The sequence below is a fragment of the Victivallaceae bacterium genome (genome assembly GCA_036659455.1).
GTDB lineage: Bacteria > Chlamydiota > Chlamydiia > Chlamydiales > Chlamydiaceae > JAVXCN01.
The window spans coordinates 708,575-720,905 of record JAVXCN010000001.1; the positions used below are offsets into that span (position 1 = coordinate 708,575).

At 35.3% G+C, this 12,331-nt stretch carries 11 protein-coding genes and 1 tRNA gene; 8 read left to right on the forward strand and 4 right to left on the reverse strand.

The annotated features are described in order from the left end of the window. Nucleotides 1-82: 82 nt before the first annotated feature. Entirely contained in the window at nucleotides 83-514 is a 432-nt protein-coding gene (locus RSA43_03360; protein ID MEG2496318.1) for a hypothetical protein, read from the forward strand. Between the two features lie 39 nt (nucleotides 515-553). Then, nucleotides 554-1,939 carry an NADH:ubiquinone reductase (Na(+)-transporting) subunit A gene (nqrA, locus tag RSA43_03365; GenBank protein MEG2496319.1) on the forward strand — a complete coding sequence of 462 codons (1,386 nt, stop codon included), beginning with the start codon at nucleotides 554-556 and terminating at the stop codon, nucleotides 1,937-1,939. Between the two features lie 17 nt (nucleotides 1,940-1,956). Here nqrA and hemB read toward each other — a convergent pair whose 3' ends face one another. Beyond that, nucleotides 1,957-2,955 carry a porphobilinogen synthase gene (hemB, locus tag RSA43_03370; protein ID MEG2496320.1) on the reverse strand — a complete coding sequence of 333 codons (999 nt, stop codon included), beginning with the start codon at nucleotides 2,953-2,955 and terminating at the stop codon, nucleotides 1,957-1,959. 330 nt (nucleotides 2,956-3,285) lie between these two features. Between hemB and RSA43_03375 the strand changes: the two genes are divergently transcribed. The 4 genes from RSA43_03375 to RSA43_03390 all read left to right on the forward strand — a co-directional run bounded on the left by RSA43_03375 (nucleotide 3,286) and on the right by RSA43_03390 (nucleotide 6,252). Next, nucleotides 3,286-4,887 carry an FAD-dependent thymidylate synthase gene (locus RSA43_03375; protein MEG2496321.1) on the forward strand — a complete coding sequence of 534 codons (1,602 nt, stop codon included), beginning with the start codon at nucleotides 3,286-3,288 and terminating at the stop codon, nucleotides 4,885-4,887. A gap of 79 nt (nucleotides 4,888-4,966) precedes the next feature. Further along, nucleotides 4,967-5,221, forward strand: coding sequence for a hypothetical protein (locus RSA43_03380; protein ID MEG2496322.1), 255 nt, complete (start codon nucleotides 4,967-4,969; stop codon nucleotides 5,219-5,221). A gap of 9 nt (nucleotides 5,222-5,230) precedes the next feature. Continuing rightward, nucleotides 5,231-5,304, forward strand: a tRNA-Pro gene (locus RSA43_03385). Between the two features lie 126 nt (nucleotides 5,305-5,430). Next, nucleotides 5,431-6,252: a hypothetical protein gene (locus RSA43_03390; protein ID MEG2496323.1), complete on the forward strand. Its 822-nt coding sequence runs from the start codon at nucleotides 5,431-5,433 to the stop codon at nucleotides 6,250-6,252. A 256-nt stretch (nucleotides 6,253-6,508) separates the two neighbouring features. Here the strand turns inward: RSA43_03390 and RSA43_03395 are convergent, their stop codons facing one another. Next, the gene (locus RSA43_03395) at nucleotides 6,509-8,221 is read right to left on the reverse strand and encodes an RNA polymerase sigma factor (protein MEG2496324.1); all 1,713 of its coding nucleotides are present in this window, start codon (nucleotides 8,219-8,221) and stop codon (nucleotides 6,509-6,511) included. Between the two features lie 107 nt (nucleotides 8,222-8,328). Beyond that, complete coding sequence (locus RSA43_03400) at nucleotides 8,329-9,024, reverse strand: hypothetical protein (protein ID MEG2496325.1); 696 nt, start codon at nucleotides 9,022-9,024, stop codon at nucleotides 8,329-8,331. Between the two features lie 660 nt (nucleotides 9,025-9,684). On the opposite strand from RSA43_03400, the gene rpsT reads away from it, so the two are divergent. Together rpsT and RSA43_03410 are read left to right on the forward strand one after the other, a co-directional pair. Then, nucleotides 9,685-9,963 (forward strand): 30S ribosomal protein S20, encoded by a 279-nt coding sequence (gene rpsT, locus RSA43_03405; protein ID MEG2496326.1) that lies wholly within the window; start codon nucleotides 9,685-9,687, stop codon nucleotides 9,961-9,963. An 18-nt stretch (nucleotides 9,964-9,981) separates the two neighbouring features. Next, nucleotides 9,982-10,797, forward strand: a complete 816-nt coding sequence (locus RSA43_03410; protein ID MEG2496327.1) for a hypothetical protein — start codon at nucleotides 9,982-9,984, stop codon at nucleotides 10,795-10,797. Nucleotides 10,798-10,809: 12 nt separating this feature from the next. Here RSA43_03410 and RSA43_03415 read toward each other — a convergent pair whose 3' ends face one another. After that, nucleotides 10,810-12,330, reverse strand: a complete 1,521-nt coding sequence (locus RSA43_03415) for an AAA family ATPase (GenBank protein ID MEG2496328.1) — start codon at nucleotides 12,328-12,330, stop codon at nucleotides 10,810-10,812. Between the last annotated feature and the right edge of the window lies 1 nt (nucleotide 12,331).

Genomic DNA, 12,331 nt, shown 5'->3' on the forward strand with positions numbered 1-12,331 from the left:
ACAAATCCAAATAAAAAAGATCAACTACAGATTAAAAAAAAATATTTTTTATTTTAAAATACAAAAGAAACGGTATTTTATTATGAAAAATAGAAATGAACAAAAAATCCTCGACTCGATAAAACAAATATTGAGTATTTATAAAATAGATTTTGATACATCCCTTCAAGACTCTCTGCAATTCGATCCGAATAATCCTATGGATTTCGATCTGATCATTCAAAAAACTCAAGAAAAGATAGAAGAGCTTGATCAAAGAACCTCCGAAATATTAAAAAAAACGGGTATGTCTCAGGATCAAATGGAAACATACATACAAAACGCCGATAATTTTTCTCCGGAAGAATGGTTGGCTCTCCAAAACGTCAAAACAGCTTGCGATTCTTATAAAAAAGAAACCGAAGAACTTTTGAAACAAATCGATCAGGAGCTTGGGACATCGAAAATCACTGCTCCAGGCAAAAAAGAAAAGTCTACAAAAAAGAGTAAGAAAAGAAATTGGATTCCCATGTAATATTGGCGATATGCGTTCGTCTAGGTAAATCCGTTTTCAATGAAGCTTAAAATTAAAAAAGGGTTTGATATACCGATAGAAGGTTGTCCTGATGTCTTGACTAAAGAAATCACCGGAGTTACAACCATCGGGATCGATTTAAGTCCTTTTTCTTCTTTTCAACGATTGAAAATTTTAGTCAAAGAAGGTCAATTCATAAAAACCGGAGAACCGATTGCCGAATATTCTTCATTCCCGGGGACGTTTCTAACTTCCTCGGGAACCGGATATGTCGTTGCAATAGAACGAGGAGTAAGAAGGGTTCCTTTAACCGTAGTAATCGGAACGGCTTCCGAAGAAAGCTTTTTTTTCCACCCACCTCTTGACAAGGAGTTGGATAAAGATAAGGTTATTGATTTCTTATCTTCCAGAGGTCTGTTTTCTCACTTTTCGACAAGACCTTTTAACTTACCTGCTACACCTTATAACCTTCCTCGGAATATTTTTATAAATTTTTCCGAAAACTCTCCCTTTTATCCCGATTATATTTTGCAAACGGAAGGTTTGGGATTAAAGGATGAGATTTGTTCGATTGTGGAACAAGGAATTGAGATCGTTTCTCATCTGATTCCACACAAACCGCATTTGGTATATCGAAAACAAAACGAACGTTTTGTTTCTCCGACCGTTAAAAGAATGTGTATGTTGCATGAAATTGAAGGCCCCTATCCTTCCGGAGAACCGTCACTACATATCAGTAAGATATCACCGATAAAAAAATTATCCGATTCAACTTGGATTCTTAACTTTTACGATTTAATCGCAATCGGTTATAACGCTTTAAAAGACAGATATTTAAATAAAAAAATCATCGGTGTCGGAGGTTCGGCATTAGCTCCCGAAGACAGATTTTTCGTAAAAGTTCCCTCCGGAATCGGAGTTAAGGATGTAATTTCTTCGAAATATTCATCCTCCGACTATACGATTATTTCCGGTTCGCCTTTGACGGGACGAAAACTTCGTCATCCGGACAAAGAATTTTTAGGATTCAGAGATATGAATGTTTGTTGTTTTTCTATCGAATCGAAAAGAGAATCGTTTTATTTTATGCGGTTGGGATTAAATAAATTCACCTTAACAAACACTTACTTATATAAACTTTTTCACGGCTCCAAAACCCCTTGCTCTTTCACGACCAATATGCATGGAGAAAAGAGAAACTTCATTGAAGCGGACTTATACGATCGCTTTATGCCTATGAAAATTCCGGTCATTCCTTTAATTAAATCGATACTTACGGAAAATTACGATCAGGCCATTCGCTTCGGTTTTCTGGAAGTCGTTCCCGAAGACTTTGCTCTCTCCACATTCGTTTGTCCATCGAAAAACGAATTGATTGATATAGTCAGACACGGAATAGAAGACTTTCTGTCTAAAGAAAGTTGATTGTTCTCTAAAGAACATCACCCTTGAATGTCTTTTATGATTTTAATAACATAAGGAGCCGCATACGTTATAATCATATCCGCTCCGGCTCTTTTCATCCCTATCAGTGATTCATAAAAAACTTTATCTTTATCCAACCAACCATTTTGAGCTGCGGCGACAATCATGGAATATTCTCCGCTTACCTGAAAAGCTGCTATCGGCAAAAAACTTTCTTGTTTACTTCTGTAAATTACGTCGAGATAAAAAGATGCGGGTTTTATAATCAGGATGTCCGCTCCTTCGGAATCGTCTAAGACAATTTCGGATAAAGCTTCTCTTACGTTTTCAGGTTTTATTTGATATTCATTTTTATTACCAATGGAAACATGAGACGATAAAGCATCCCTGAAAGGACTATATAAAGAAGAAGCATACTTAACGCTATACGACATTATCGATACGTTTTGAAAGTTACTCCTATCCAATTTAGCTCGGATATAGCCGATTCTTCCGTCCATCATATCACTGGGAGCTACAATATCGGCTCCCATTTCGGCATGTAAAAGAGCAACCTCACCTAAAAATCGTACCGATTCATCATTCAACACACATCCCTTGTCATCAATAATTCCATCATGTCCATGAATAGTGTATGGATCCAAGGCAACATCCGTAATCACACATAATTCCGGAAATTCGGATTTTAAAATTTTAATCGTTTGACAAAAAATTCCATTCGGATTGACGGCAAAGGAACCGTAAATGTCTTTATTTTCTTTATTGATAACAGGAAAAAGAATAACGGAATAAATCCCTGATTCCAAAAGTTTTTCAACTTCTTTCAACAAAAAATCAGGACTCCACTTGTAAACTCCCGGCATACTTTTAATCGGTTGTTTAACGAATTGTCCTTCGGATACGAAAAAAGGACAGATCAAATCCTCAATACTTAAAACCGTTTCTTTTACTAAATTTCTAATTGCTTGGGTTTTTCTATTTCTTCTGGGACGTTTTTTCATATCTAAAACAGTCATAACTATCTCCTATTAAAAGGGGTTCGAAGTTAAAAGATGTTTAAATTACAAGTTTTCGTCATGTTTAACCCGGTTTTATTAAACATTTGAAATAAGAAAGAATAGATTTTTAGAAGTATATATTTTCTTCTTCTTCTTTTCTTGTGGAAAACATCAAAACTAATGTTTTTTCTCTGAAAAACATTGTCCAATTCGGTTCAAAAGTTGTAAAAACTTCTGAAGAAAAGTCAATTTTTTCGTATTCGACATATTTGTGAAAGAACTTTTAACATTACTTTAAAAGTTTTATAAACTGATTTTCCACAATTTCTAACGCATTGAGGTTTCGTAATGTCTTTTTTGAATGAAGAGTTTTCGGATAGGCAAAAAGAATTATTGTCTCTATTCGTAACCAATTTGGATAAAAATGTTTTCGGTATAAAAAACCTTCCGGAAGTTGTTAAAGGAGCATTGTTTTCCAGATATTCGAGATCGGTATTAGGTTTAAGAAGTTTGTTATTAAAAGAGTTTATCGAAAATGAAGAAGTCAATTCCTTTAATGCCGATGATTGTTTGAAGATCAGTGAAGACTCACTAAAAAAAGCTTCTTCCTTCTATGAAAGAGTTTTGGATAGTTTCGGAGACGATTCAATTGGAGAATTGGGGGGGGCACATCTGGCTATGGAAGGTGTGTCGGTTCTTGCTGCAAAAATTTTAGAAGACGCAAGAATCGGAGGATCGCCTCTTGAAAAGTCCACTAGATACGTTTATTTTGATCAAAAAGTAAACGGGGTCTATTTATACTATCGAGACCCTGTTATCATGACCTCGGCCTTTAAAGATGTGTTTTTGAAGGTTTGCGATAGTCTTTTCGATGCTTATTCCAAGCTTATACCGCAAGTGATCTCTTTTTTTGAAAAGTGTTATACCAAACCGGCAGATGTTTCAAGCGTTGCTTATAAGACCTCCATTAGAGCAAAAGTTTTGGATTGTCTAAGAGGTTTATTGCCTGCGTCTACTCTGACTAATTTGGGATTTTTCGGAAACGGGAGATTTTGGCAAACATTGGTTCATAAAATGTTGAGTAGTGATCTTTCCGAAGTTAAAGACTTGGGATTGCAATCGCTGGAAGCATTGAGATGTATTATTCCGTCATTCGTTGTCAGAGCGGAACCGCATCATAAACATCATCAAGGGATCATTTTATTTTTCCAGACAATGAAAGAACAATTAAAAAATATCGTTCGTTACCAAGGTCTTAACCAAAGAGATAAATCCAATAAATTTTCCGTGAAACTGGTTTATGACGATCCTAAAGGCGTATATAAAACTGCCGCAGCCCTTTTATTCCCCTATTCCGATCATCCTTATGAATATTTAATTGAGTTTTGCGAGAATCTTCCCAAGGATAAGCTTACTGAAATTTTTGAAGCTGCTTCTTCTTTAAGAGAAAATCGTCGGCATAAATCTCCTAGAGGATTGGAGTGCTGTGAATTCGGTTTTGATATTCTTGCCGACTTCGGAGCTTATCGAGATCTTCAAAGACATAGAATTTTAACTCAGGAAAGGCAACTTCTAACGGCTAATCACGGTTATTTCTTTCCTGAAGAACTTTTGGATACTCCAATGGAAAAAACTTATAGGAAGGTTATGGATGAGGCAAGAGAGGCCTATGAATTGATGTCCGAAGATTTTCCTGAAGAATCCCAGTATATAGTTCCAATGGCTTATAATATTCGTTGGATATTTCATATCAATTTACGTAGTTTACAGTGGTTATGTGAACTTCGATCAATGCCTCAAGGTCATACTAACTATAGACATATTGCTCAGGAAATGGCTTCTGAGGTTATCAAGCGTCAACCGTTGTTTGAACATTTTTTTAAATTCGTAAACTATGAAAGAGAAGATTTGGGGCGTATACACCAAGAAGCCAAGGGACTTTCGAAATAATTTCTTTCGAAATTCTGTATTGAACGTAAGTTTGCGCATGTGTTAGCTTTGGACTCTCGGATTTTATATTGAAGAATTTATGAAAGATCTTATGGAAAACAGTCTCGTTCGTTTTAAAAATATAGAGAAAAACAAACACGGTATTTTCGTTAATTTCAAAGTTAAAGGGGAAAGAGGAGGGGCTGTTTTTTCTGCTTCCATTTCCGTAGATATCAATTCCGCAGATCTGTCTTCTGTCGATTCATTGGAGACTATAATCGATATATGCGCTAAAATCGGAGTTGAAGAATTCAAAAAATGTAATTTTCATTTTGAAGGAATAGCGAGTCTTTAATTAGGTTAACTGGGTGTAGCGCAGACTGGTAGCGCACTTGCATGGGGTGCAAGGGGGCGGAGGTTCAAATCCTCTCATCCAGATTTTTTCTTTTAGGATCGTATTTTTGTTCTGATATCGGTAGTTTCTTGGTGAAATCGGAAAAATAGAAGAGAATAAACGTGTTGTATCTGATTTATTATCTTTTTAGTCGGCTTTTGTTTGTCGTTATGAAAAAATGGTTTTTTTTAATTGCCATTTGTTTGTGTTCCGTAAGCTTTGCTTCTTCGATTCAGGAGAGGAAAATCGATCCGCAAGCGTTTTCGGAACTCACCTTTGCTTTGAATATACCGAAAGATGAGGATATTATTGCTGCAACCCAGAGAATGTGGTTGCGTAAGCCTAATCAAGAAAGGTGGGATGTTAAAGAACTTTCTGAAGATCAGAGACTTTTTGTTTTGGATTGGGCTAAAAAACAAGGGTTTTTTTCTTCATGGAAACCTCTTGACAAGTCATACGACAAAGCTTTTATTTTAGGAGCTACAACTTCTCGAATGTCGATGCGACTCAAATATCTCAAACAACTTTGGGAGAATGAAGGAGTTCGTTTCAATGAGGTTGTGTGGCTTACGGGAGACAGACCTCTTGATCCGCGAGTCGATGATTTAACAGAGTGCTGCAATAATGAATCTCAAGCAGCTTGCGTTATTTGGAAAGAAGCCCATCTACCTAAGGAAATGCATAAGCTTCCCGTCGTTTTTGTTTCCGCTCCTATGAAAGTGAATGGGGATGTCTTAAAACGACCCAACACGGAAGATACTATTATTGCTTGGTTAGAACGAGATCCCAAGCCTTGTAAGGCGATATTCGTTTCGAATCAACCTTTCTGTGGATATCAATTTGCGGTTATCGATAAAAATCTTCCCAAAGAGTTTTTATTCGATGTTGTAGGCCACGGAACGAAAACCACAAGTGATCCTGCTTTGGCTGCAGTTGTCCTTGATTCCATAGCTCGTTGGATTTATTTGAACGGTCTAAATGCAAAGTCATAAACCGATTTATTCAATTTGCTCGATTTTCAAGAATTTTTTAGTGTTTTATAGCACTTTCTGAGATTGAAAGAAAAGCGCTTAGAAAAATTTGCTGAGACTCGTATTTAAAATGTCTCCATCCTATTCGTCTTTATAGAATAATCTCGAGATACGGACGATTATCTTAATAAAAAATGTTACGTATTCGAATCAGATGTATTGAGCCAAGATAACGTCGTTCGTGATAAAGTAAATCAAGCCTACTTATCCGAATTTGTTATTTACTCTTAGAAGAAGGAGTCTTTTTTACGGATTTTTCTTCTTCTTCCAAAAGATCGAGAAATGCCATCAACTGCTTCGAACGGATAGGATGTCGCATTTTTCTTAAGGCTTTTGCTTCTATTTGTCTAATACGTTCTCTCGTTACGTTGAAAGTGGAACCAACCTCTTCCAAAGTTTTAGGTTTCCCATCCATTAATCCGAAGCGGTGAATCAAAACGAATCTTTCTCTTTCAGTCAGAGTTTTTAAGACTTCTTTCATCTTGTCTTTAAGCATGGAGTATCCGGTAGCTTCTGCAGGCGATTCTGCTCCGGTATCTTCCAAGAAGTCTCCGAAAGAACTTTCTCCGCCTTCACCGACCTCTGCTTGTAAAGAAATCGGATGCTGAGCAATTTTATAAATCTCTCTTACTCTTTCAGGAGTTAAACCCAATTCCTCTGCTAATTCCTCAGGAGTTGGTTCTTTCCCGGTTTCCATCATAAGTTTTTTAGCGCCCCTAAGGACCTTATTGATGGTTTCAATCATATGCACGGGAATACGGATTGTTCTGGCTTGATCGGCAATCGCTCTTGTTACTGCTTGACGAATCCACCAAGTAGCGTACGTCGAAAACTTATATCCCCTACGGTATTCAAATTTCTCAACTGCTTTCATCAACCCCATATTACCTTCCTGGATAAGATCAAGAAAAGACAACCCTCTATTAGTATATTTTTTAGCTATTGAGATAACGAGCCTTAAGTTTGATTCCACCATTTCTCGTTTGGCTTCCTGGCTTTTATCCATCCATCTTTGCAACATTCGGACGTCTTTCTTAAACTCTTCTAAAGTTCTTCCTGCCGCAATTTCTCGTTTATGTAATTTTCTTTTGGCTGCTGCGAGTTTGGCTGCCGCAAATTTATTTCTCTCTGCTCTGATCTTTAAATCATTAATTTCTTTTTCCAATTCTATAAAAGAATCGTAGGCTTTAAAGACGACTTCACCGAAATCCTCGGTAATATTATGTCTGAAATGAAAACATCTTAGATAAGCTTGCGTTCGAATCCGGCATTTTTCGAGCTCTTCGTTAAGACCTACCAGTTCTTGTTTAGAAGGGTTGTCATTTTTTATTTTTAAAAGAATTGTTTCCAGGAAATCATCTTCTTCTTTCAAAAGAGAGACTAGCTTAGGCAACAATTTCAGAAACCCGGTTTTGTCTTCTACTTCTTTCTCGGAAATAATTTTATCAAACCTTTCTTTCCCTGTCGTGAGATAGTAAGCAATAGAGATGGTTTCTTTGTTAGAATAACGAAATCTTAAGATAATTCTTTCAATTTGAATTTGTGCTTTTTCTATTCTTTTAGATATCTCGACCTCTTCTTCACGAGTCAAAAGAGGGACAGCGCCCATTTCTTTCAAATACATCCTAACGGGATCGTCCGGGGTACCTTCAGTTCTTTTAGTGAGATTTTCTAAATCTTTAGCTTCCTTTTTTCTTTCTTTTTGTCTTTCGACATCGACTTGGTTGAGAACCTGAACATCCATTCCGGTTAAAAAAATCAAAACTTGATCGATTTGTTCAGGTGTATCGAAACTCATAGGAAGAATTTCATTAATTTCTTCATATGTGATAAAACCCTGCTCTTTTGCAAGAGCAACCAATTCTTCCATTTTTTTAGGAAATTCTTCTTCCGAAGGAGTGGGTTCGAGAAGTGTTGATTCAGCTGTCATATATTATATTCATTTTTTGATTCTTAAAGGTGTGGCCAAAAATATAACGGATCTTAGAAAGATATCTTCGAATTTTAACGAATATGTTATAGCAAATCTAGATAATTTTATTTCTCTTGAAGAGTTAGGATGCCTATAGTGTGTTCGTTTAAAGGCCCTTTACGTATCTTACGATTACAATAATAGAAATCGGTACGTTTTTGAAGGGCGGTTTTTATCGAAACTTTGCCGATGTTTTCTTTGGATTGAGAGCATTCGATGTCTTTAATCCATTCATTGCCGTTGTCCAACAAAAAATCGTGTTTTTTTTTAAAAAAAACGTTATGAGAAAAGCCGATCCAAGTTTTAAATAAAGAATTTGAAAAAATACAGTTTTTTTCTTTAAGAGAGTAAACGAAAAGAATAAATGAATTTTCATTTCTTAATATATCGAAAAATTCTCTGATATTCGGAGAATATTGATTAGGTGGAATGCAAAATGTATGAACATCATATCTAAAATCGTTTCCGAACTCTAAATTCTCGGCTTTTTCCGTTAACACTTTTAAAATGTCCGTCCCTTGATGAGAAGCCGGTGTTTTGGGAAGATCAATAGTTAATAAATTTTTGATTTCCGTAATTAAATCGCGTATTTTATTTTCCAATTTAAGAATATACGAGGATTTTTGATTGATGATTCCCCTTTGTTCTTTTTGAGTGATTCGATGTTCTTTGAGTAAAGATAAAATATTTTCGTTTTCTTGTTTTAATTCTTTTAAAATGCCTTCATGATTTTCCTTGCTTTCCCTTTGCTCTTGTTTCAAAAATTTTATAACAATATCTTTTTTTTGAGATTCTTCTAAAATTTGATGAAGTTTTATTTTTATTTGATGGTTTTCGTTTTGTAATCGAATGCAATTATTTTGAATATAAGAAAACTGTTCCTTGAATTGTATTTGATTTTTTTGAAAAATTTCTTTTAAAGTATCAAAATCCTTCGATTTTGTTTTTAATTGTTGTTTGAGGGATTTTTTTTTTAAAAAACGGTTTTTAACTAAAGTGGTTTTATTATTTCCTCTTTTTCGAAGTAAATCGTTTTTAAAAAACCAAAAAAGACAAAAAAATATTTGTATATAAAGTATAATTTTTAAATATGCGGTTTCGCTTTTGTTCGATAACAGGTAAATTGTAGTTATTGTAGTTACCGATAGTATAAGGATGATTATATTCGGCCGTATCAATCGATTTTTTATAAATGACGATGATTCTTTATTTAACGAAGTTTGTTTCATTCGACGATTTCTTTCCGGTTCTCGGCATCTTGTATTTAATATAGATTTTTTAGTTTTTTATTACATCTCTAAGGTTTTTAGTTTTTTTTTTTTTAGTTTTCGGTTATCATTTTTCGAATTGAATTTGAATGCGTTATTTTTTAGAAACGTCTTCGGTTGTTTATGAAGTTTTAGGTTGTATGGTGGGGAATAATGAAAAAAGTTGTAGCCGTTAAAGGTAAGCAAAAGCGTCCTAGTGCAGAAAAAAGAGTGATTACTTCGGCAAAGAAGCGTCTCATTAATCAATCTTTTAAATCCAAAGTTAAGACGGTAATTAAAAAATTCGAGACTTCTTTGAGTTCGGGTGATTCGGTTTTGGTTAATTCAGGATTGAATGATGTGTATTCCGTTTTGGATAAATGTGTTAAAAGAGGGGTGTTTAAGTTGAATAAGTCCTCCAGGTTGAAGTCAAGGCTTTCTTCAAAAATTTAAAAGATTGGCAGTGATAATATGGCTTTATTTATTTCTTCTTTAGCTTGTGGAATGGGGGTTAGGCGATCTCCTGCCTCTTTTGAACATGCCGTTTCAAGATTCGGGAATTGGATCAGAAATGCTGACGGTTGTTTGGGATTGATTTCGGATACAGCCTCCGTAGCAGCCGCAACTTGTGGAGTTTTATCTAATGCTATGAGTATGGCGAAGCTTGATTTCTCCGATAGTCCTCATGACAGGCGAATAAATACCGTTAATAGTATGTTATCCGTAACAAATGGGGGAATTGGAGCTGTCAGAGCGGTAGGTTTGTGGTCTAGATTTTTGTCGGGTCAAATGTTCTGGGAAACCGGACATAACGGAGAATTTTTGTATAAACCACGAGAGACGTTAACGGGTGACGCGAATAAAAAGATTTGGAGATGTCCTATAGACATTGCCAGTGATGTATCCTTAATGGTTGCCAGAACCTGTTCGGCGGCTTCCTTTTTACATAATCATCAACTTGTTGATTTGGGTAAACATGCTCAAATAATAGGTGGCGGGCCTTTGAGTGTCGCTTGTTTCGGCTTTGCGGTTTCCGACGCATTTTCAGCTGCAAGTGGCGCGGTAGCGGTACATAAAGGACTTAAAAATTATAATTCCGATTCTTTAGAGTCCAGGAAAGAGATGAGAAGTCTTATTTTTGGATTTTTATGTGATGTGATCGATATTGTGGCAACCTTTGTTGATTATGGTTTAATTATTCTAGGAGGACCTATAGGGATGCTGATCGGTTCCGTATTGATTCTGTTCTCCAGTGTCTTGAACCTTGTCAGAAGATGTTTGGGTTGATTTTGGTTTATTTTAACCATGAATTTTGTATGAGAACCCGGATTTTTTTCTGGGTTCTTTTTTTATCATAAGGTCTATCATTGAAGAGTGAGACCATATCTCGATTGTTTTTTTAGCTCTAGTAATTCCGGTATAGATAAGATCTGAGGAAAAATTTTCGGATCCTTGAGGAAGAATTAATAGGACATTTTCATATTCGCTTCCTTGGCTTTTATGGACCGATGTCACATAGTTTAGGGAAAATTTATCTTCCAATAATTGTGAAGAAAATAATCTTTTCCCTATCCGGATAGAATTGTCCTTTATGCATAAAATTCCTGTATCACCGTTATAAATATCCAGATTAGGCAAATTTTCAGTAATTATAATAGGAATAGGAAATCCCGAAGGAATTTTTTGTGAAAAAAGTTCATATAGTTTTTTATTCAAAAATTCCGTACCCCAGTATCCTTGTTTTAAGGGAGTGAGAACACAAAAAGTACCTGGTTCCGACTCCCTAAATTTTGTAAAAACTTTTTCTAAAAATATTTTCTGATTAGGTAAAGGCAAGGTTTCTATCGTTTCTCGAATCAAAATTTTATAAGCCAATTCCTGTATTAACGAACAAGATGTTCTTTGATTAATATTCAAGCGATAGCTGAGCTGAGGAAATAATTTTATTAAATCAAAAAAGATGTTACCTACGCCTATAGGAGAAAGTTGATTGGGATCTCCGGTTAATATAAGTCGTTTTTTATTAGGTATATAATTCAGTAAGAGATTAATGAGATCTAAACTAATCATCGACGCTTCATCGATGATGATTAGATCCGCATTAAGCAAAAGTTTGTTTTTATCCGGAGTAATTAGAGAATGTATAGTTCTGACTAATATGTCGGCATTGGTAACCGATTGACGGTTGGTTAGTAATTGTTTGATGTTTGAAGTTGATTTTCCTGTTGGACATGCCACGATAATCTTTGCTGACGGATGTTCTTCGAGGAATTGGGTTATGATTTCAATAACAACGAAAGTTTTTCCTGTTCCCGGCCCTCCATAAATAAAGCTTATCGAATTCCGTAAAACAGAATCGATAACATGTTTCTGTTCATCCGTAAGATAATCCGGGAGAGAGTGATTGTTAATATGAGGTTCCGGAGATAGTTGAATAATGGTTTTAATATTATTTAGAGTTTGTTTTTCAAGTTCATATATTTTCTTTAAAAATACAAATGGATAAGAAATATAGAGGTGCTGTTTTTTGATAATCTCCGGAAGATCTTGAACTCCCCTTTTTATTTGTTTTTCCCCTAATAGAGAACCGATGGATTGATCATCCGTTTCTTCAAGAGACAAACAAGAATGCCCGTTTCTGTGAAGAACCGATAGATAAACAAGAAAAAAAAAACTTGAACTTTGATGAGGATGATCTTTTAACAAAGAATAAGCAAATAATATGTCTTGATTTGTAATAATTTCTTGATCGATTAATGTAGTTAGTAAAGGAGAATTCAAAATCGATGCAGGAAGAAATTCCAAATCCGATAGGTTCATT

Coding starts and splice junctions, on each gene's coding strand:
- RSA43_03415 (MEG2496328.1), bottom strand. CDS start 12,330: ATGAACCTATCGGATTTGGAATTTCTTCCTGCATCGATTTTGAATTCT.
- RSA43_03390 (MEG2496323.1), top strand. CDS start 5,431: ATGAAAAAATGGTTTTTTTTAATTGCCATTTGTTTGTGTTCCGTAAGC.
- nqrA (MEG2496319.1), top strand. CDS start 554: ATGAAGCTTAAAATTAAAAAAGGGTTTGATATACCGATAGAAGGTTGT.
- RSA43_03395 (MEG2496324.1), bottom strand. CDS start 8,221: ATGACAGCTGAATCAACACTTCTCGAACCCACTCCTTCGGAAGAAGAA.
- RSA43_03360 (MEG2496318.1), top strand. CDS start 83: ATGAAAAATAGAAATGAACAAAAAATCCTCGACTCGATAAAACAAATA.
- RSA43_03375 (MEG2496321.1), top strand. CDS start 3,286: ATGTCTTTTTTGAATGAAGAGTTTTCGGATAGGCAAAAAGAATTATTG.
- RSA43_03380 (MEG2496322.1), top strand. CDS start 4,967: ATGAAAGATCTTATGGAAAACAGTCTCGTTCGTTTTAAAAATATAGAG.
- RSA43_03410 (MEG2496327.1), top strand. CDS start 9,982: ATGGCTTTATTTATTTCTTCTTTAGCTTGTGGAATGGGGGTTAGGCGA.
- hemB (MEG2496320.1), bottom strand. CDS start 2,955: ATGACTGTTTTAGATATGAAAAAACGTCCCAGAAGAAATAGAAAAACC.
- rpsT (MEG2496326.1), top strand. CDS start 9,685: ATGAAAAAAGTTGTAGCCGTTAAAGGTAAGCAAAAGCGTCCTAGTGCA.